Raw genomic sequence first — 20975 nt, forward strand, 5'->3', positions numbered from 1 at the left:
TTGACCCATGCCCGAAGGAGACACGGTCTGGCAGGCCGCGCGACGGCTGCACGACGCCCTCGCGGGCAAGGTGCTGACCCGCAGTGACTTCCGCGTGCCCCGATACGCCACGGTCGACCTCACCGGCCGCGCGGTCCTGGACGTCACGCCGCGCGGCAAGCACCTGCTCACCCGCGTCGAGGGCGGCCTGACGGTGCACTCGCACCTGCAGATGGACGGTTCCTGGAAGGTGTTCGCGGCAGGTCAGCGCTGGAGCGGCGGCCCTGCGCACCAGATCCGGGTGATCCTCGGCACCGCCGACCGCACGGCCGTCGGATACCGCCTCCCGGTGCTGGAGATCCTCCGCACCGCCGACGAGCAGCGCGCCGTCGGCTACCTCGGCCCGGACCTTCTGGGCCCGGACTGGGACCCCGAGCAGGCCCTGGCCAACCTGTGCGCGGACCCCGCCCGCCCGCTCGGCGAGGCCCTGCTCGACCAGCGCAACCTCGCCGGCATCGGCAATGTCTACAAGAGTGAGCTCTGCTTTCTGCTCGGGGTCACTCCCTGGCTCCCCGTCGGTGATCTGCCCGCCGCTACCGCCGTGAAGCTGTCGGCACTCGCGAAGAGGCTCCTGGACGCCAACCGTGACCGCCCGGTCCGCCGTACGACGGGCCTGCGCGGCCAGGACCTGTTCGTGTACGGCCGCGCGCCCCGCCCCTGCCTGCGTTGCGGCACGTCGGTCCGGGTGGCCAACCAGGGCGACGGCTCACGCGAACGCCCCACGTACTGGTGCCCGACCTGCCAGGCCGGGCCCGCGCCGCGCCCGGGCGGCCTCGCCGGCGCCGGGCCGCGGCGCGGGACGGGCTGACTCAGCCGGCGAGCAGGCCGTCCATCTGGCCGACCGCCTCCCGCAGGCCTTCCTCCATGCCCATCGTCGTGAGCTGTTCCATGTGCTGCCGGGTGTCGAAGACCGCACGCATCTCCATGCGGGTGCCGCCGTCGCGCTCGGTGAACGTGACCCGGTTGGTGGTCGTCGGCATATCGGGGTTCGGCTCCCCGTCCGCGTCGGCGAATCCGTCGGTGAACTCCAGTGACGTCGGCGCGTCGACCGAGGTGACCCGCCACCAGCCGCGGTACTTGTCACCCTCCGGGCCGGTCATGAAGTACGTGACGTCTCCGCCCGGCGTCAGGTCGTGCTCCTCCACCGTGGCCGGGTAACTCGGCGGGCCCCACCAGCGCTCCAGCTGCCGCGGGTCGGACCACAACCGCCACACCCGTTCGACGGGCGCGGCGAAGTCGGCGATCAGGGTGAGGGTCAGGTTGTCGAGATCCTTGTCCAGGCCGGTGACGCTCATCGGTCCGTTCCTTCCGTCGGGTCGGGCACGTCGGAGTCCGCCTGCCGGGCGAGCAGACCGGACATCCGCTCCACCCGGCCGCGCCAGGCCGTCTCCAGCTCGTCGAGGGCTGCCGCGCCCGTCCCACGGCACCGGGTCGGTACGCACGAGCTGCTCCCGTCCGCGGCGCCGCTTGACCACCAGACCGGCCCGCTCCAGCACCGCGACGTGCTTCAGCCCCGCCTACGCCGCACCACCGAAGCCGGACGAGTCCGGTCCGGTGTCCGGACCCGCCTCCGACCGGGAACGCGACGAGACCGGGGCTCCCGCGGCGGCACGCAGGGCCCGTCGCCACTGCCCGGCCCCCACAGCGCCGACGGCTCGCCGCTTGGGCACGCAGTGCACCGGCAGCACACTCAGCCCCCACCCGCCGACCGCGACCGCCTCTTCCAGCACGCCCGCACCGGGCTCCAGCGTCAGCCGCAGCACGGCCCACCACCACAGCACGCCGAACCCCAGCGCGGCAGCCCGGCGAGCCGTCCGCACCGAGGTCATCCCGCGTCATCCGTTTTCGGCCTGGAACATCCAGTGCTGCTTCTCGAGATCGGCCGTGATCTGGATGAAGATGTCCTGGCTCACCGGATCCGGGTCCCCGGTCGCCGTGATCCGCTCGCGCATCCGCCCGATCACCGCGCCCAGCGCGTCCACGATCGTCCGTACCGCGGTGGAGTCGTCGACCCACCCTTCCGGGGTCACGTCGATGCCGCTTCCGACGGCCACCGTCGCGGCGCGCCCGTCCGGGGACACACCGAGCGCCGAGGCGCGCTCCGCCACGGTGTCGGAGTGCGTACGCGCGGTGTCGACGAGTTCGTCCAGCTGGAGGTGGATGGAGCGGAACCGCGGACCGACCACGTTCCAGTGGATCTGCTTCGCCACCAGGGCAAGGTCCACCAGGTCGACGAGGCCGCCTTGCAACGCCTCGGACACGGTCTTCAGGTTCGCGTCGGACAACGGGCTCTTCACGACGTACATCCGCACCTCCGACGGTTCGCTCCCGGTCATGTCCTTTCCACGATGACCGCACCGCCATGGACCGGCAAACCGGCGCAGGCGCCACCGGCGACACTCGCCCGCCCACGCAAAAACCCCGACCGCACCTCTCCGGTCTCCCGGAGAAGCCCCGGCCGGGGCCTCACACGCGCACGTTCAGCGATCAGGCGGCGACGACGTCCACTGCCTCGGCGGGCGCCTTGATGGTCACCCGTTCCGGTGGCACACCGGTCACCGACACGGAGCCCAGCATGGGACGCACCGGTGCGGGCACGGTCTCGCTGGACGTGGCAGCAGCGGACTGGGCCAGCTCGGCGAGGGCGAGTTCGTCGCTCACTTCCCGCATGAGCTCGGACATCCGTACGTCCAGCGCGTCGCAGATGGCGGAGAGCAGTTCGGAAGACGCCTCCTTCTGCCCCCGCTCCACCTCGGAGAGATAGCCGAGTGAGACTCGGGCGGACGAGGAGACTTCGCGCAGAGTACGGCCCTGGCGCTGGCGCTGCCGACGCAGCACGTCACCCAGTAGGCGACGGAGCAGAATCATCGGTGGCTCCCTCCTCGGACCGCGTAACCGCATCCTTCACGCCCCACCGTACCGCCTCGCGCCGCGGCCGTGCGGGGAGCGATGTCGTGTTCACTCAGGGCTGCAAACATCAAAACCCCCCGTTCCGTTCCGTATCCTGTGCCCGCTCATTCCCGGTCTGTTCGCCCGCAAGCTCCTTCAAAAGGAGTGCGAGTACGCTCCGTACACTCTCCATACGAATTTCCGCGCGGTCGCCGTTCAACCGCAGTGCCTCCACTTTTCCGCCACCGGCGGAACCGGAATCCGAACCGAGGTCCGCCGCGGAGGGGCCGTCGACGGCCACGAAGACCGTCCCGACGGGCTGCCCGTCCTGCGGATCGGGGCCTGCGACACCCGTCGTCGCGATGCCCCAGTCTGCGCCCAGCGCCTTGCGCACGCCGACCGCCATCTGGGCGGCGACCTGCGGATCCACCGCTCCGCGCGCCGCGAGCACCGTGGCGTCGACGCCGAGCACTTCCCGCTTCAGCTGCGTCGCGTAGGCGGTAACGGACCCCCGGAAGGCCTTGGACGCCCCGGGGACCGCGGTGATCTCGGCCGCCACGAGCCCACCCGTCAGTGACTCGGCGACCGCGAGGGTCTCGCCCCTGACCGTGAGTAGTCGCACCACGTCGGCGGCCGTGGAACTCAAGCTTCCGACTCCTTCAACGCCGCCCTGCGCTCGGCGATTCCCTGCCGCCGCAGCACAATGGCCTGTTTCACGTAGTCCAGCCCGGTCACCACCGTCAGGACGACCGCCGCGGCCATCACCCAGAACCTCAGGGTCGCCAGGGGCCCCGTCAGCGCCAGGACGTACATGCCGACGGCCACGCCCTGGGTGAGGGTCTTGAGCTTCCCGCCGCGGCTCGCCGGGATGACGCCGTACCGGATGACCACGAAACGCAGCACGGTGATCCCGAGTTCCCGGCCGAGGATGACGGCGGTCACCCACCACGGCAGGTCGCCCAGGGCGGACAGACAGATGAGCGCCGCCCCCATGATCGCCTTGTCGGCGATGGGGTCGGCGATCTTCCCGAAGTCGGTGACGAGGTCGTAGGTGCGCGCCAGGTGGCCGTCGAAGAGGTCGGTGATCATGGCGACGGCGAAGGCCGCCCAGGCGAACGAGCGCCAGGCGGGGTCGTACCCGCCGTTGCCGAGCATCAGCGCGACGAACGCCGGCACGAGGAGCAGCCGGAGCATCGTCAGGAGATTGGCGACGTTCCAGACGCTCGCCTGGTTGACGGCGGCGGCCGCGATCTTGCCGCCGCGCCCCGCGGCGCCGCCCTCGGTCGCGCCCCGTTCCGCGGTACCCCCCGAAGCCGTACGCTCCGGCGGTTCTTGAGCGGCACCCGAGGTTCCGCGCGGGCCGGCCCTGCGCGCACCGGAGGAACCGCCCGCCGCGGACGCCGGGACTCCGGTCATCTGCCGGCCTCCTCACTCCACGCGGGCGAGCCCGGCAGCGGCTCGGCCACCAGGTCGACACCCTCCGTACCGACGACCTTCGCGTCGACCATACTTCCGACACTCAGGCCTTCGCCGCTCGTGAGCACCACCTGGCCGTCCGTCTCCGGTGCCTGGTGCTCCGCGCGGCCGCGGACACCGTCCTCCTCGTCGGCGGTGTCCACGGACTCGACGAGGACGCGCACGGTCGCCCCCACGCGCTCCTCGGCCCGCTGCGAGACGAGCTCCTCGGCGAGCCGGGACACGCGTGCCAGTCGCTCGGCGACGACGTCCTCGTCCAGCTTGTCGCCGTACGTCGCCGCTTCGGTGCCCTCCTCGTCGGAGTAGCCGAAGACGCCGATGGCGTCCAGCCGCGCGTGGTTGAGGAACCGCTCGAGCTCGGCGAGGTCGGCCTCGGACTCGCCGGGGAAGCCCACGATGAAGTTGGACCGCACGCCCGCCTCGGGGGCCTTGCTGCGGATGGTGTCCAGCAGCTCCAGGAAGCGGTCGGTGTCGCCGAAGCGGCGCATCGCGCGCAGCACGTTCGGCGCGGAGTGCTGGAAGGACAGGTCGAAGTAGGGCACGACCTTCGGCGTCGAGGTCAGGACATCGATCAGGCCCGGACGCATCTCGGCCGGCTGGAGGTAGCTGACGCGCACGCGCTCGAGGCCGTCGACCTCGGCGAGCTCGGGCAGCAGGGACTCGAGCAGGCGGATGTCACCGAGGTCCTTGCCGTAGGAGGTGTTGTTCTCGGAGACCAGCATGATCTCCTTGACGCCCTGCTCGGCCAGCCACCGCGTCTCGTTCAGCACGTCGCTCGGGCGGCGGGAGATGAAGGAGCCGCGGAAGGACGGGATGGCGCAGAAGGAGCAGCGCCGGTCGCAGCCGGAGGCCAGCTTCACCGAGGCGACCGGGGAGCCGTCCAGGCGGCGGCGCAGCGGCGCGCGGGGCCCGGACGCGGGGGCGACGCCCTCGGGGAGGTCGGTCGGGCCGTGGCCGGGCAGGGCGACCGAGGCACCGGCCTCCTGCCGCTCGGCGGGGCTGATCGGCAGCAGCTTGCGCCGGTCGCGGGGGGTGTGGGCGGCGTGGACACCACCGCTCAGGATGGTCTGCAGCCGGTCGGAGATGTCGGCGTAGTCGTCGAAGCCGAGCACGCCGTCGGCCTCGGGGAGGGCCTCGGCCAGCTCCTTGCCGTACCGCTCGGCCATGCAGCCCACGGCCACCACGGCCTGGGTTCTGCCGTGGCCCTTGAGGTCGTTGGCCTCCAGGAGGGCGTCGACGGAGTCCTTCTTGGCGGCCTCGACGAAGCCGCACGTGTTCACGACGGCGACGTCCGCTTCCCCGGCGTCGTCGACGAGCTTCCAGCCGTCCGCCTCCAGACGGCCTGCGAGCTCCTCCGAGTCCACCTCGTTACGGGCGCAGCCAAGGGTGACGAGTGCGACGGTACGGCTTTCAGGCATGGGCTCAAGACTACTTCGTCCCGCCGACACCCCACGTCGACGGGGTTGGCCGATCTCGACCAACCCCGTAGTGACTCGTCGCCTCGGCTCCCGTCATCCGACCTGCGGGTCGCCCTTGGTGTACGTGAGGCGTTCCACCGAGCCGGGCTGGAAGTCGTCCTCGATCTTCTTGCCGTTGACGTACAGCTGGACGGCGCCGGCGTCCCCGAGGACGAGGTTGACCTTCTCGCTGTCCTGGAAGGTCTTGGAGTCGCCCTGCTTGAGCAGCCCGTCGAAGAGCAGCCGGCCGTTGTGGTCCTTGGCGGAGATCCAGCTGCGGCCGTCGCTGGCACTGACCTTGACGGTCACCTTGTCCTGGGGTGCGGCGGCGATGGCGCCGTCGGACGGGTCGGGCTTGGGGTCGGCCGGCTTCTTGGGCTTGGCGGTCGAGGAGCCGGACTCCCCGGCCGTCGGTTCGGCCCCCTCGGCGACGCTCGCCTCGGAGCCGCCGTCGGTGCCGCCCTTGACGAACGTGAAGCCCACGAAGCCGATCACGGCGACGATCGCGGCGACCATGGCGGCGGTCCAGTTGGGTCCGCGTCGCTCGGGGCGGATGCGTTCCGCCTCGAACAGGGGCGCGGCGGGAGTCGGCGCCGGGCGCCCGCCGTGCTCGGCGTCGAACCGCGCGACCAGCTCGGCCGGGTCGATCCCGACGGCCTTGGCCAGGGTGCGGATGTGCCCGCGCGCGTAGACGTCGCCGCCGCAGGGCGTGAAGTCGTCCGCCTCGATGGCGTGCACGATGGCGATCCGGACGCGGGTGGCGGTGCTGATGTCGTCGACGGTCAACCCGGCGGCGATCCGCGCCTGCTGCAGGGCACGGCCGACGGAGGGGCGGGCTTCCTCGGAAACGTCTTCAGGAACGTCGTGGGACACGTCTTCGATCGGACGCTCGTCTTCGGGGGAGTTGCCGTTGGACACGGGGGCGCCTTTCGAGCGTTTAGCCGCCTGTGCTGGACGTTCAGTCTAGGGGGGGTACAAACGGGTGGGGCAACCGGACGGTGGGACTTGTACGCCATCGGAACGGCCCCACGTCCCGATGGTGGACCACCTGTTCGTGGATTCCCTCAACTTGACGTAGGTCATGGGGAAACGGTTGCTCAATGATCCCTAACGGGTGAGTCACGATCGGCCACCCGGCCGCCCCGGCCCTCCACCGCAGGAATCCCTCACGTAGCGTTCCTACCCTTCAGACTCCCCCCGGATCAGCGCGAGCACGCCGTCCAGCTCGTCAGGCTTCACAAGAACGTCACGGGCCTTTGAGCCTTCGCTCGGCCCGACGATGCTCCGTGACTCCATCAGGTCCATCAGACGCCCGGCCTTGGCGAAGCCGACGCGGAGCTTGCGCTGGAGCATGGAGGTCGACCCGAACTGCGTGGAGACGACCAGCTCGGCCGCCTGGCACAGCAGGTCGAGGTCGTCGCCGATGTCCTCGTCGATCTCCTTCTTCTGCTTGCTCCCGACCGTGACGTCGTCCCGGAAGACGGGCGCCATCTGGTCCTTGCAGTGCTGGACGACGACCGCGACCTCCTCCTCGGTCACGAACGCGCCCTGCATACGGGTCGGCTTGTTCGCGCCCATCGGCAGGAAGAGGCCGTCGCCCTTGCCGATCAGCTTCTCCGCGCCGGGCTGGTCGAGGATGACCCGCGAGTCCGCCAGCGACGAGGTCGCGAAGGCCAGCCGGGAGGGCACGTTGGCCTTGATCAGGCCGGTGACGACGTCCACGGACGGCCGCTGCGTGGCGAGGACCAGGTGGATGCCGGCCGCGCGCGCGAGCTGCGTGATGCGCACGATCGCGTCCTCGACGTCCCGCGGCGCCACCATCATCAGGTCGGCCAGCTCGTCCACGATCACCAGCAGGTACGGATACGGCTGGAGTTCGCGCTCGCTGCCCTCGGGCGGCTTGACCTTGCCCTCGCGCACCGCGCGGTTGAAGTCGTCGATGTGCCGGTAGCCGTAGGCCGCGAGGTCGTCGTAGCGCAGGTCCATCTCGCGTACGACCCACTGCAGCGCCTCGGCGGCCCGCTTCGGGTTGGTGATGATCGGCGTGATCAGGTGCGGGATGCCCTCGTAGGCGGTCAGCTCGACGCGCTTGGGGTCGACCAGGATCATCCGGACGTCCTCCGGGGTCGCCCGCATCATGACCGAGGTGATCAGGCAGTTGATGCAGGACGACTTGCCGGACCCGGTCGCGCCGGCGACCAGCATGTGCGGCATCTTCGCCAGCGAGTGCATCACGTAGCCGCCCTCGACGTCCTTGCCGAAGGCGACCAGCATCGGGTCGTCGTCCTCGGCGGACTCGGCGAGCCGCAGCACATCGCCGAGGTTGACCATCTCCCGGTCGGTGTTGGGGATCTCGATGCCGACCGCGGACTTGCCGGGGATCGGGCTGATGATCCGCACATCGGGGCTGGCGACGGCGTACGCGATGTTCTTGGTCAGCGCCGTGATCCGCTCCACCTTCACGGCGGGGCCGAGCTCGACCTCGTACCGCGTCACGGTCGGGCCCCGGGTGAAGCCGGTGACGGCGGCGTCGACCTTGAACTCGGTGAAGACGGTGGTGAGCGAGTCGACGATGGCGTCGTTGGCAGCACTGCGCGACTTGCCCGGACCGCCGCGCGTGAGGAGGTCGAGGGCCGGCAGGGAGTAGGTGATGTCGCCGGAGAGCTGGAGCTGCTCGGCGCGCGGCGGCAGGTCCCGCTCCTTGGGGGGCGGGCTCTTGGTGAGGTCGGGGACCGAGCCCCCCGTCTCCTGCTCGGGGGCCTTGGTGGCGTCCTTCCGCAGCTTCCCCGGCTGTGGACGGGCGGCCGGGACCGGCGTCGGAGTCGGTGTCGTCGGCTCGCGGTCCGCCGTGCTCACGCCCTGGGTGAGGTCGGCGACCAGCGGCGACGGCGGCATCCCGTGCAACACGGCGCCGTCGAGCGCGGCGGCGGCAGCGGCGGCGACGTCCACGGCGTCCATCGGCCGGTTCATGTCGGGCTGCGGCACGGCGGACCGCCGGGACCTGCCGCGCCGCCGGGCGAGCGCCTCCTGCTCCGCCGCGCCGGGGTCGTGGGGCTCGTCGGCAGCCGGTCCCCCGCGCCTGCGGGGCCGCGCGGGCAGCGCCTCGCGCCACTGCTCGTCGTACCGCTCGTCGTCGTCGGTGAACTCGTCCGTCTCCGGGTCGCGGACGAGGCCGAGCCGCATCCCGAGCTGCCGTAGCCGCTGCGGGACGGCGTTGACCGGGGTGGCGGTGACGACCAGCAGCCCGAAGACCGTGAGCAGGACGAGCAGCGGTACGGCCAGGACGTCGGTCATCGTGTGCGACAACGGGGTCGCCGCGCCCCAGCCGATGAGGCCGCCGGCGTCCCTTATGCCCTGCATGCCGTCGCCGCGGGCCGGTGAGCCGCAGGCGATGTGGACCTGCCCGAGCGCGCCGATGACCAGCGCGGACAGGCCGATCACGATGCGGCCGTTGGCCTCGGGCTTCTCCGGGTGCCGGATCAGGCGTACGGCGATGGCGCCGAGCAGGATCGGCACGAGCAGGTCCAGCCGGCCGAAGGCGCCGGTCACCAGGATCTCGACCAGGTCGCCGACCGGGCCCTTGAGATCGGCCCAGGTGCCCGCGGCGACGATCAGCGCCGTGCCGAGCAGCAGCAGCGCGACGCCGTCCTTGCGGTGGGCGGGGTCGAGGTTCTTCGCGCCCTGGCCTATGCCCCGGAAGACGGCGCCGACCGCGTGCGCGAGGCCCAGCCAGAGGGCGCGTACGAGTCGGTAGACGCCGCCGGTCGGGTTGGGTGCCGGTTTGGGCGCGGGCTTCTGCGCCGCGGCCTTCTTGGCGGGCGCCTTCTTCACCGGCGCCTTCTTGGCGGGTGCCTTCTTCGCAGCGGCCTTCTTCGCCGGAGCCTTCGCGGGAGCGGCCGACTTCTTCGCGGGCTGCTTCTTGGCTGCGGAGGGACGTGAGGCCATGGAGGTGAGGTTACCGGGGGAGACGTCGGTCGACACGTGTGCCTACCGCTTCACCCGTTCGTGTCGCCCGCGGAGAAGACCGGAACTGACGTCCCCGGCACGGAGGCTGACAGGCGCTCACGGCCCGCACCGCCGAACCCGGCGGGCCGCCCCACCGACCGGCCTCAGTTGACCGCGGCCTGGCCTCCGGACGAGCCCGGCTCCAGGGCGTCCAGCGCCCGCCGCAGTCCCGTGAGCTTGCGCTCCAGATGGGCCGCGGTCGCCACCGCCGCCGCGTCGGTCGACTCGTCGCCCAGCTGTTTGGAGAGGGCCTCGGCCTGCTCCTCGACGGCGGCCAGGCGCGCCGACAGCTCGGCGAGCAGCCCCGCCGTCTCCTTGGTCTCGCCGGCCGCGGCCTTGCCGCCGCCTTCCAACTGGAGCCGCAGCAGCGCCGCCTGCTCCCTCAGCTGGCAGTTCTTCATGTAGAGCTCGACGAAGACGGAGACCTTCGCGCGGAGCACCCACGGGTCGAACGGCTTGGAGATGTAGTCCACGGCTCCCGCCGCGTACCCGCGGAAGGTGTGGTGCGGGCCGTGGTTGATCGCCGTGAGGAAGATGATCGGGATGTCCCGGGTCCGCTCCCGCCGCTTGATGTGCGCGGCGGTTTCGAAACCGTCCATCCCCGGCATCTGGACGTCCAGCAGAATGACCGCGAAGTCGTCCGTGAGCAGTGCTTTGAGCGCTTCCTCCCCGGACGATGCCCGCACCAGCGTCTGATCGAGCGCCGAGAGGATCGCCTCCAGCGCCAGCAGATTCTCCGGCCGGTCATCGACCAGGAGGATCTTGGCCTTCTGCACCATGGCCCGCCCTCCTCGCCCCGGCGTGGGGCCTCCCCTGTCGGCAGGACTTGGGACAGCACCGGCGGGCGCCGCCCCAGGGGACGACTCCCTTGCGCCGCCCGTCCTTGTGCCGGTCATCGTAGCCGCACCCCGCCTGTCACCACACCCTGTCACCGCGATGTCACTGTGCACGTACCGGAAACGCGGCGGGAGACCAGAAGGTTCCCCCGATCCCGTACTTCTACACGACTTCGGGCACACCGAGTCAGCGACCTCGCGTGAACACCGGACACTCCCGCCGCTCTCGCGCACCCCACGTTCGCACACCGCCCGAACCTGCCGCGCGGTGCCCGGCGGCACCACGGACACCGTGCCCGAAAGTACCGCGGGCGCGGTGCCCGGACGCACCGCCCGGTTCCCGTCCGAACCCGGTCCTCACTCCTCCCGCATCCACTGCCGCATCACCGTCAGCAGGTGATCGGGGTCGACCGGCTTCGTCACATAGTCCGAGGCCCCCGACTCGATCGCCTTCTCCCGGTCGCCCTTCATCGCCTTCGCGGTCAGCGCGATGATCGGAAGACCGGCGAACTGGGGCATCCGACGGATCGCCGTGGTCGTGGCATACCCGTCCATCTCGGGCATCATGATGTCCATCAGGACGACCGCCACGTCCTCGTGCTGCTCCAGGACCTCGATGCCCTCGCGCCCGTTCTCGGCGTACAGCACGGACAGGCCGTGCTGTTCCAGGACGCTGGTGAGCGCGAAGACGTTGCGGATGTCGTCGTCGACGATCAGCACCTTCTGGCCGCCGAACCGGATCCCGTGGTGCGACTGCGCCGCCGCCTCCTGCCCGTCGGCCGACGGCTGCGCCTGCGCCGCGGGCCGGTCCTCGAACTCCGCAACGGCCCTGCGCCGACGCCGGAACAGCGCCGCGGCACCGTTCTGCGCGTCCTGGTACGACCTCACCTCGGCCGGCGTCTCGGTCTGCACCCCCGGCAGCTCGCCCCCGGCACCCGAGGACGCCAACAGCTCACCCGCCTCCAGGGCCGCGGCGGCCTGCTGGTAGCCGTGCGGGGGGAGCTCGCTGAGGTGCAGCGGCAGGTAGAGCGTGAACGTCGACCCTCGGCCCGGCTCGCTCTGCGCGTGGATCTCACCTCCCAGCAGCTGCGCGATCTCCCGGGAGATGGACAACCCCAGGCCCGTGCCGCCGTACTTGCGGCTGATCGTGCCGTCGGCCTGCTTGAACGCCTCGAAGATCACCCTCATCTTGCTGGCCGCGATGCCGATACCGGTGTCGCTCACGGAGAACGCGATCAGCTCGCCGTCCGGGTCGGTCATCGAGCCGGCCTCCAGCAGCTGCTCCCGGATGGCCTGCGGGACGTCGCCCCGGGCCGGCCGGATGACCAGCTCGACCGCTCCGGAGTCGGTGAACTTCACCGCGTTGGACAGCAGGTTGCGCAGCACCTGGAGCAGCCGCTGCTCGTCGGTGTGCAACGTGGCGGGCAGCTCCGGCGACACCCGCACCGACAGGTCGAGGCCCTTCTCCGCGGTCAGCGGCCGGAACGTGGCCTCCACGTAGTCCACGAGCTGCACCAGCGCGATGCGCGTCGGGGAGACGTCCATCTTGCCCGCCTCGACCTTCGACAGGTCGAGGATGTCGTTGATGAGCTGGAGCAGGTCGGAGCCGGCGCCGTGGATCGTCTCGGCGAACTCGACCTGCTTCGGGGACAGGTTCGCGTCCGCGTTGTCGGCGAGCAGCTTGGCCAGGATCAGCAGCGAGTTGAGCGGCGTACGCAACTCGTGCGACATGTTGGCCAGGAACTCGCTCTTGTAGCGCATGGAGACCGCGAGCTGCTCGGCCCGCTCCTCCAGAACCTGCCGTGCCTCCTCGATCTCGGTGTTCTTCACCTCGATGTCGCGGTTCTGCCGCGCCAGCAGCTCGGCCTTCTCCTCCAGTTCGGCGTTGGACGACTGGAGCGCCTTCTGTCGCTGCTCCAACTCCTCGGACCGGTCGCGCAGTTGCTCGGTCAGCTCCTGCGACTGCTTCAGCAGCACCTCCGTCTTGGTGTTGACCGAGATGGTGTTGACGCTGGTGGCGATCATCTCCGCGATCTGGTTGAGGAAGTCCTTCTGGATGTGCGTGAACGGGGTGAAGGACGCCAGCTCGATGACGCCGAGCACCTGCCCCTCGAACAGCACCGGCAGGACGATCACCTGGGCCGGCGGTGCCTCCCCGAGTCCGGAGGAGATCTTCAGGTAGCCGCTCGGCGCGTTCTCCACCAGGATCGTGCGCTTCTCCTGGGCGGCCGTTCCGACCAGCGCCTCCCCCGGCCGGAACGAGGTGGGCATGGAGCCCATCGAGTAACCGTACGACCCGAGCATGCGCAGTTCGTACTGGTCGTCCTCGGCGCCCGCCTGCTCCTGACCGTCCACGAGCGGCATGGCGAGGAAGAACGCCCCGTGCTGCGCGGAGACCACCGGGGTCAGCTCGCTCATGATCAGCGAGGCCACGTCCTGGAGGTCGCGGCGGCCCTGCATCAGCGCGGAGATCCGGGCCAGATTGCCCTTGAGCCAGTCCTGCTCCTTGTTGGCGATCGTGGTGTCGCGCAGGTTGGCGATCATCTTGTTGATGTAGTCCTGGAGCTCCTGGATCTCCCCGGAGGCGTCCACGTCGATCTTCAGGTTCAGGTCGCCACGGGTCACCGCGGTCGCCACGCGCGCGATGGCACGCACCTGCCGCGTCAGGTTCCCGGCCATCTCGTTCACGGACTCGGTCAGGTCCCGCCAGGTGCCGTCGACGTCACGCACGCGTGCCTGCCCGCCGAGCTGGCCCTCGGTACCCACCTCGCGGGCCACCCGGGTGACCTCCTCGGCGAAGGAGGACAGCTGGTCGACCATCGTGTTGATGGTCGTCTTCAGCTCCAGGATCTCGCCGCGCGCGTCGATGTCGATCTTCTTGGTCAGGTCGCCCTTGGCGATCGCCGTGGTGACCATCGCGATGTTGCGCACCTGACCGGTCAGGTTGGACGCCATCTGGTTCACCGACTCGGTGAGGTCCTTCCAGGTGCCGGCCACACCGGGGACGTGCGCCTGACCGCCCAGGATGCCGTCCGTGCCCACCTCGCGGGCCACCTTGGTGACCTGGTCCGCGAACGAACTCAGCGTCTTCACCATCGTGTTGAAGGTGTCGGCGAGCTGAGCGACCTCGCCGCGGGCCTCGATCGTCACCGTCCGCGTCAGGTCGCCGTTGGCGACGGCGGCGGCCACCTGGGAGATGTTCCGCACCTGAACGGTGAGGTTCTTCGCCATCAGGTTGACGTTGTCGCTGAGGTCCTTCCAGATGCCCACGACGCCGGGCACGTGCGCCTGACCGCCGAGGATGCCCTCCGTACCCACCTCACGGGCCACCCGCGTGACCTGCTCGGCGAACGACGACAACTGGTCCACCATCGTGTTGACGGTGGTCACGAGCTCGAGGATCTCCCCCTTGGCATCAACGGTGATCTTCTTCGACAGGTCGCCCTTGGCCACGGCCGTCGTGACCTCGGCGATGTTGCGGACCTGCATGGTCAGGTTGTTGGCCATGCCGTTCACGGACTGCGTGAGGTCCTTCCAGGTGCCGGAGACGCCCTGCACCTCTGCCTGGCCGCCGAGGATGCCCTCGGTGCCCACCTCGCGCGCGACGCGCGTGACCTCCTGGGCGAACGACGACAGCTGGTCCACCATCGTGTTCAGGGTGTTCTTCAGCTCCAGGATCTCCCCGCGCGCGTCCACCGTGATCTTCTGGGACAGGTCACCGCGGGCCACCGCCGTCGCGACCTGCGCGATGTTGCGCACCTGCGCCGTGAGGTTGCCGGCCATGCCGTTCACCGAGTCCGTCAGGTCGCGCCACACGCCGGCGACGCCGGGCACCTGCGCCTGCCCGCCGAGACGACCCTCCGTCCCCACCTCACGGGCCACCCGCGTGACCTGCTCGGCGAACGACGACAGCTGGTCCACCATCGTGTTGATGGTGTTCTTCAGCTCCAGGATCTCCCCGCGCGCGTCGACGTCGATCTTCTGGGAAAGGTCGCCTCGGGCCACCGCCGTCGTCACCTGCGCGATGTTGCGCACCTGACCGGTCAGGTTGGAAGCCATCGAGTTGACGGAGTCCGTGAGCTCCTTCCACGTGCCCGAGACCCCGTCGACCCGGGCCTGCCCGCCGAGCCGGCCCTCCGTGCCCACGTCCCGGGCCATCCGGGTGACCTGGTCGGCGAAGCTCGACAGCTGGTCGACCATCGTGTTCACGGTGTTCTTCAGCTGGAGCATCTCGCCGGAGACGTCCACGGTGACCTTCTGCGACAGGTCGCCGTTGGCCACCGCCGTCGTCACCTGGGCGATGTTCCTCACCTGACCGGTGAGGTTGCGGAACGCCGTGTTGACGGAGTCGGTGAGGTCCTTCCAGGTCCCCGCCGCCCCGGGCACCTGGGCCTGGCCGCCCAGCTCGCCCTCGACACCGACCTCACGGGCCACCCGCGTGACCTCGGCACCGAAGGCGGACAGCTGGTCGACCATCGTGTTGACGGTGTTCTTCAGCTCGAGCATCTCGCCGGCCACGTCCACGGTGACCTTCTGCGACAGGTCGCCGCTGGCCACCGCCGTCGTCACCGCGGCGATGTCACGCACCTGCGTGGTCAGGTTCCGGAAGACGGTGTTGACGGAGTCGGTCAGGTCCTTCCAGATGCCCGCCGCACCCGGCACGTTCGCCTGGCCGCCGAGCTGCCCCTCGCCACCGGTCTCGTTGGCCACCCGCGTGACCTCGTCCGCGAAGATCCGCAGCGTCTCGGTCATCTGGTTGATCGTCTCGGCGAGCTGCGCGACCTCCCCGCGGGCCGGCACCGTCACCTTCTTCGACAGGTCACCGTTGGCGACCGCCGTCGTCACGTGGGAGATCTCGCGCACCTGGGCCGTCAGGTTCCCGGCCATGGTGTTGACGGAGTCGGTCAGCTCCTTCCACACTCCGGCAACGCCGGGCACCTGGGCCTGCCCGCCCAGGGCGCCCTCGGTGCCGACCTCCCGGGCGACGCGCGTCACCTCGGAGGAGAACGCGGAGAGCTGGTCCACCATCGTGTTGACGGTGTTCTTCAGCTCCAGCATCTCGCCGGCCACATGGACCGTGACCTTCCGGGACAGGTCGCCCTTGGCCACCGCCGTCGTCACCAGGGCGATGTCCCGCACCTGAGCGGTGAGCCGGTGCGCCATCGTGTTGACGGAGTCCGTCAGGTCCTTCCATGAACCGGACATACCGCGCACGCGGGCCTGTCCGCCGAGCTTGCCCTCGGTACCGACCTCACTGGCGACCCGCGTGACCTCGTCCGTGAACGTCGACAGCTGGTCGACCAGGTTGTTCACGGTCCGGCCGACCTTCAGGAACTCACCGCGCAGCGGCTGCCCCGTGCCCTCCGCCGACTGCGTCCGCAGCTCCATGCGCGGCGACAGATCACCGTCCGCCACCGCCGACAGCACCCGGCTGACCTCGGAGACCGGCCGCACGAGGTCGTCGACCAGCGCGTTCGAATTGTCGATCGCGGCCGCCCAGGACCCCTCGCAGGACCCCGTCTCCAGCCGTTCGGTGAGCTTTCCCTCACGCCCGACCACCCGCCGCACCCGCGCCAGCTCACCCGTGAGGTGGAGATTGCGGTCGGCCACCTCGTTGAAGACCGCCGCGATCTCCGACATCACTCCGTCGCCGGAGACCGTCAGCCGTTTGCGGAAGTTTCCCTCCCGCATGGCCACGAGGGCCGCCAACAGCCGATTCAGCGCGGCCGTGTCCACCGTCGTACTGCCACCCCGCGTTCTGCCCTGGTTACTCAGGGACTGTCCGCCTTTCGCGCGCGTTTTCGTGCCCCGCGTCGCTGCGCCAGACTCCACTGTGTCCCTCCCGCAGGGGTCGACCGTTACTGCTGTGCCGGCTACCACCGCTCGGCGGACCGGTTCGTGCCGCGTACTTCCTCGTGCTGCCGTGCGATCCGCCCTGACACGCCGGACCGCTTCCGGGCTGCTGCCCGCGGCATCCGTGCGCATTCGGCCTGCCCGGCCCCACACAAGAAGCCTGCCCAGTGTTTCACCCCGACTGAACCAGGCCATAACAGTTCGGCAGCTTCGCACATCGTGCGCACACCCTCTGGGCGGAAACACTGCAGACCGGCATCCGTGTGGGCGGCGAAGGTAAGTAACCTTGCATGCGGCTGTCCAGCCATACCGGTACGTCCGGCCTGGGCGGTGGCACGGAGACGAGCGGGCATCGGAGGGGCGGCCGGAACATGACCACCGGACTGATCCCGGGGGAGCAGCCCCCGGATCCCGGGCCGACGGGTGAACTGCCGCAGCAACGGCGCGACCCGGTCGGCCCTGAGGCCGTGCACGGGGAAAGAGGGACGAGGAGTTCTGTGATCACCGCGCGCGCGGCCGCCAGTTTCGAGCCCCTGGGACGATCGGTGGCAAGCGCCCGGTCCTTCGTCCGCGACACGCTCCAGGGCTGGGGCCATGCCGACATCGTCGACGACGCCGTCGTGCTCACCAGCGAGCTGGTGACCAACGCCGTGGTGCACGCCGGTACCACCGCCGACGTCGTGTGCCTGCGCAGCGACGACGGCGTGCGGATCGAGGTGGCCGACCACTACCCCGAGCGCGAGGTCCCCCTCCAGGGCTCCCCCTCCACCATGGGCAGCCCCGACCGTGAGGGCGGCCGCGGTCTCCAGCTGTGCGCGGCCCTGGCCGACCGCTGGGGCGTCGAGTACACGCCCACGCTGAAGAACGTGTGGTTCCACCTCCACCTGCCCGAGCGGGCGGTCGGCACCCGCTCCGCCGGACCCTCGCTGCCGGCCGAGTTGCTCCCGCTCGCCGACGGCCGCGTGCGTGTCGCCGTGGTCCAGATCGACCGCACCGGCGCCGTCACGTCCTGGAACGAGGACGCCGAGGAGCTCTTCGGCTACTGCGCCGACCAGGTCACCGGCAAGCCGCTGACCGACCTCGCCGCCTGGCCGCACACCCCGGGCACCAGCACGGGCATCGCCGAGGCACTCCGACTCTCCCGCTGGGAGGGCACCTACGGCATAAGGGGCGCCAACGGCCGCGTCACGCCGGTCTACGCCTCCCACCTCCGCGTCCGCGACGCCGGCGGCGAGCCCTCCACGGTCTGCCTCCTCGTCCGCGATCACGAACGTGCCGTCCTGCAGACGCCCTCGCGGGTGCCGGCGTCCGACTCCGCCGCCTCCTCCGAGGGTCAGAGCACCGACCCCTTCGAGGTGTTCATCGGCTCCCCCGCCCCGGACGACCTCGACGGCCTCCTCCAGCGCACGGTCGAACGCGCCCGCGACATGCTCGACGCCGACGCCGCCTTCCTGCTCCTGGCCACCGACGACGAAACGGAGTTGGAGGTCCGCGCCTCCACCGGCCTGCCCTCCGCCCGTCAGCGCTTCGCCCGCGTCCCGGTCGAGGCCGGCCCCGGGCGCTACGGCTCCGCGCGCATGCCCGCCGTGCACGACGACCTCGCGGCGGTCCCCGGCGCCGTCCCGCTGTTGAACGGCACGGGCATGCGCTCGGTCGTCACCGTCCCGCTCAAGGTCGAGGGCCGCCTCACCGGCTCCCTCGGCGTCGCGGCCGAGTCCGCCGGCCGGTACTCCAACGAGGAGGCGCTGCGCCTCCAGTTCGCCGCCGACCGTATCGCCCTGGCCGTCGAGTCGGCACGCCTCGGCGAGCTGGAACGGCTGCGCCGAGGCTCCCTCAGCTTCCTCGTCGAGGCCTCCGACCTCCTCGCGGGCACCCTCGACCGCGACCAGACGCTGGCCCTGATGGCCCAGATGACGGTCCCGACCCTGGCCACCTGGTGCGCCGTCTACACGATCGCCGACCAGGCGTCGGAGCCGTATCTCTCCTACGTCCTGCACGAGGACGAGGAGCTCATCGACGGCATCAAGTCCCTGCTGTCCAAGATGGCCCCGCCCGACCCGGTACCGACTCCGGGCGCCCGCGTCTGGACGGCCCCCGGCGAGCTGGCCCACCAGGCGGCGCTGCGCACCTCCATGCGCGATCTCGGCCTGACCGGCAGCCCGGTCCCCCAGCCGAGCTCCGGCATCGGCCCGACCCTGGCCACGGCCTCCGCGGTCGGCGGCGAGACCGTGGTCCTCCCGCTGGTCGCCCGCAACCGCGTCATCGGCATGCTCACGCTGGGCAAGCCCACCGACGAACACTTCCGCCAGGAGATCCTCGAGCTCGCCGAGGACCTGTCCCGCAGGGCCGCCCTGGCCCTGGACAACGCCCGCCTGTACTCGGAGCGCACGGCCATCAGCCAGTCCCTCCAGCGCAGCCTCCTCCCGCCGGAGCTTCCCCTCATCGACGGCGTCGAGGTCGAGGTCATCTACCGCGCGGCCGGCGAGGGCAACGAGGTCGGCGGCGACTTCTACGACCTCTTCCCCATCAGCGACGGCGCCTACGGCTTCGCCATCGGCGACGTCTGCGGTACGGGCCCGAACGCGGCGGCCGTCACGGGTCTGGCCCGACACGCCCTGCGCCTGCTGGCCCGTGAGGGCCTCAGCGGCCCCGCGGTCCTGGAGCGCCTCAACTCGGCCATCCTGGACGAGGGCGCCCGCAGCCGCTTCCTCACCCTGCTCTACGGCGAGATGCGCCCGCAGGAGGACGGCAGCGCGGAGCTGAAGGTGGTCTGCGCCGGTCATCCACTCCCGCTCCGCCTGCGTCAGGACGGCACGGTCGAGCCGGCCGCCGAGCCCCAGCCCCTCCTCGGCGTCATCGAGGATCTGGAGTTGTACGAGCAGACGGTCACCCTGGACCCGGGAGACGTCCTGCTCTGCGTGACGGACGGCGTCACCGAACGCCGCGAGGGCACGCGCATGCTGGGCGACGACGGCCTCGCCGACGTCCTCACCACCTGCACGGGGCTGACGGCGGGAGCGGTGGCGGCCCGCATCATGCGGGCGGTGGAACGCTTCGCGTCCGACGCCCCGTCCGACGACATGGCGATTCTCGCGATGCGCGTCCCGGAGCCGCACGCGGACTAGCGCACCGCGCCTGGGCATGTGAAAGGCCCCGCCCAATTGGGCGGGGCCTTTGTGCTGGAGCCCCCAAACGGAATCGAACCGTTGACCTTCTCCTTACCATGGAGACGCTCTACCGACTGAGCTATAGGGGCCTGTCGCTTTCGGAGGTTTCCCTCGCGGCAACGGAATAGATCATACCCCGAACAGGCCGGTGCTCCCAACCACCGATTTCAGTAGGCGGTCTGCAGCAGTCCCCCGAGAGCATTGCAGGCGGACACGATCCGCTGCATGTCCCGCTTGGTCAGCGTGGCGTCGACCGGCAGCGCCAGCGTCTCGTCGGTGGCGCGTTCCGTCTCCGGCAACGACACACACCGCCGGAAGCCGGGCATCCGGTGGACGGGCGTCTTCACCGGAACCCGGCACTCGACTCCCCTCCCCCGCACGGCCCGGGCGAACGCGTCGCGATCCGGTCGCCCGTTGCCCGGCACCCGCACCACGTACTGCTGGTAGGTGTGCCCGTCACCCCAGTCCGGGGTGCGCACGCCCCTCAACTTCCCGTCCAGATAGGCCGCCCGCTGCCTGCGCTGCGCTATCTCGTCGTACGGCGCCTCCGACTCACTCTGCTCCAACACGAGCAACCCGTGCCGCTGCCCGATCCCGTGCAGCCGACTCATGTCCGCCGGCCGCCCGAACCGATGCACCACGACCACCGCACTGGTCCGGGGCGTCAGCGCCGTCTCCACCGCGTCGGCGTCCAGACAGTACGTCGCCGAATCGATGTCGGCGAACACCGGCGACGCGCCGACCAGGGCCACAGCCTCGGCGACTTCCCTGTTCCCGAAGGCCGGCACGACGACTTCGTCACCGACTCCTACGCCGGCGGCCCTGAGCATTGCTGCAGTACCCATACCGGCGATGGTCGTAGCGCCATGTGAACTTCAAGTGGCCGAAAACAAAAAAGGGTTGGACCCCAAACCGAAGTTCGGGGTCCAACCCTTTGAATAATTGTTCGGCGGCGTCCTACTCTCCCACAGGGTCCCCCCTGCAGTACCATCGGCGCTGTAAGGCTTAGCTTCCGGGTTCGGAATGTAACCGGGCGTTTCCCCTACGCTATGACCACCGAAACACTATGAAACAGACAACCAACCCGGTGACCAACACAGGTCTGATTGTTCGTGGTTTCAGAACCAACACAGTGGACGCGAGCAACTGAGGACAAGCCCTCGGCCTATTAGTACCGGTCACCTCCACACCTCACGGTGCTTCCAGATCCGGCCTATCAACCCAGTCGTCTACTGGGAGCCTTACCCCATCAA

General features: G+C 70.3%; 14 protein-coding genes, 1 tRNA gene, 2 rRNA genes and 1 pseudogene. 2 read left to right on the plus strand and 16 right to left on the minus strand.

Annotated features, from left to right (window positions below):
* The first annotated feature begins 7 nt into the window (after nucleotides 1-7).
* The gene (locus RM812_RS19545; RefSeq protein ID WP_311574151.1) at nucleotides 8-847 is read left to right on the plus strand and encodes an Fpg/Nei family DNA glycosylase; all 840 of its coding nucleotides are present in this window, start codon (nucleotides 8-10) and stop codon (nucleotides 845-847) included.
* Between the two features lies 1 nt (nucleotide 848).
* Here the strand turns inward: RM812_RS19545 and RM812_RS19550 are convergent, their stop codons facing one another.
* The 12 genes and pseudogenes from RM812_RS19550 to RM812_RS19605 form a co-directional block, all read right to left on the minus strand.
* Complete coding sequence (locus RM812_RS19550) at nucleotides 849-1334, minus strand: SRPBCC family protein (RefSeq protein ID WP_311574153.1); 486 nt, start codon at nucleotides 1332-1334, stop codon at nucleotides 849-851.
* Nucleotides 1331-1547: pseudogene (locus tag RM812_RS19555) on the minus strand (helix-turn-helix domain-containing protein); the annotation flags it as partial. The gene RM812_RS19550 and the pseudogene RM812_RS19555, both read right to left, overlap by 4 nt.
* Nucleotides 1548-1556: 9 nt before the next feature.
* Nucleotides 1557-1868, minus strand: coding sequence for a hypothetical protein (locus RM812_RS19560; RefSeq protein WP_311574155.1), 312 nt, complete (start codon nucleotides 1866-1868; stop codon nucleotides 1557-1559).
* 6 nt (nucleotides 1869-1874) lie between these two features.
* A complete protein-coding gene (locus tag RM812_RS19565) occupies nucleotides 1875-2345 on the minus strand; it encodes a Dps family protein (protein WP_311574187.1) in 471 nt (156 codons plus the stop codon).
* 181 nt (nucleotides 2346-2526) lie between these two features.
* On the minus strand, nucleotides 2527-2907 hold the full coding sequence (locus tag RM812_RS19570; RefSeq protein WP_053137999.1) for a helix-turn-helix domain-containing protein: 381 nt from the start codon (nucleotides 2905-2907) through the stop codon (nucleotides 2527-2529).
* Nucleotides 2908-3016: 109 nt separating this feature from the next.
* Entirely contained in the window at nucleotides 3017-3574 is a 558-nt protein-coding gene (locus tag RM812_RS19575) for a CinA family protein (RefSeq protein ID WP_311574160.1), read from the minus strand.
* Entirely contained in the window at nucleotides 3571-4344 is a 774-nt protein-coding gene (gene pgsA, locus RM812_RS19580) for a CDP-diacylglycerol--glycerol-3-phosphate 3-phosphatidyltransferase (RefSeq protein WP_311574162.1), read from the minus strand. Before pgsA ends, RM812_RS19575 begins: the two co-directional genes overlap by 4 nt.
* Entirely contained in the window at nucleotides 4341-5822 is a 1482-nt protein-coding gene (gene rimO, locus RM812_RS19585; protein ID WP_311574164.1) for a 30S ribosomal protein S12 methylthiotransferase RimO, read from the minus strand. Before rimO ends, pgsA begins: the two co-directional genes overlap by 4 nt.
* A 93-nt stretch (nucleotides 5823-5915) precedes the next feature.
* Nucleotides 5916-6779, minus strand: a complete 864-nt coding sequence (locus RM812_RS19590; RefSeq protein WP_311574166.1) for a helix-turn-helix domain-containing protein — start codon at nucleotides 6777-6779, stop codon at nucleotides 5916-5918.
* A 261-nt stretch (nucleotides 6780-7040) separates the two neighbouring features.
* Nucleotides 7041-9806, minus strand: coding sequence for a DNA translocase FtsK (locus RM812_RS19595; protein WP_311574169.1), 2766 nt, complete (start codon nucleotides 9804-9806; stop codon nucleotides 7041-7043).
* Between the two features lie 164 nt (nucleotides 9807-9970).
* Nucleotides 9971-10645 carry a response regulator gene (locus RM812_RS19600; protein ID WP_311574171.1) on the minus strand — a complete coding sequence of 225 codons (675 nt, stop codon included), beginning with the start codon at nucleotides 10643-10645 and terminating at the stop codon, nucleotides 9971-9973.
* A gap of 414 nt (nucleotides 10646-11059) precedes the next feature.
* Complete coding sequence (locus tag RM812_RS19605; RefSeq protein ID WP_311574173.1) at nucleotides 11060-16534, minus strand: HAMP domain-containing protein; 5475 nt, start codon at nucleotides 16532-16534, stop codon at nucleotides 11060-11062.
* Between the two features lie 392 nt (nucleotides 16535-16926).
* On the opposite strand from RM812_RS19605, the gene RM812_RS19610 reads away from it, so the two are divergent.
* Nucleotides 16927-19680 (plus strand): SpoIIE family protein phosphatase, encoded by a 2754-nt coding sequence (locus RM812_RS19610; RefSeq protein WP_311574175.1) that lies wholly within the window; start codon nucleotides 16927-16929, stop codon nucleotides 19678-19680.
* A gap of 55 nt (nucleotides 19681-19735) precedes the next feature.
* On the opposite strand, the gene RM812_RS19615 is transcribed toward RM812_RS19610, so the two are convergent.
* From RM812_RS19615 to RM812_RS19630, 4 genes are all read right to left on the minus strand, one after another.
* Nucleotides 19736-19811, minus strand: a tRNA-Thr gene (locus tag RM812_RS19615).
* 78 nt (nucleotides 19812-19889) lie between these two features.
* Complete coding sequence (locus RM812_RS19620; protein ID WP_311574190.1) at nucleotides 19890-20552, minus strand: DegT/DnrJ/EryC1/StrS family aminotransferase; 663 nt, start codon at nucleotides 20550-20552, stop codon at nucleotides 19890-19892.
* A gap of 114 nt (nucleotides 20553-20666) precedes the next feature.
* Nucleotides 20667-20783: ribosomal RNA gene (gene rrf / locus RM812_RS19625) — 5S ribosomal RNA — on the minus strand.
* Nucleotides 20784-20870: 87 nt separating this feature from the next.
* Nucleotides 20871-20975: ribosomal RNA gene (locus tag RM812_RS19630) — 23S ribosomal RNA — on the minus strand; the annotation flags it as partial.

The organism is Streptomyces lancefieldiae (assembly GCF_031845825.1).
Lineage (GTDB): Bacteria > Actinomycetota > Actinomycetes > Streptomycetales > Streptomycetaceae > Streptomyces > Streptomyces lancefieldiae.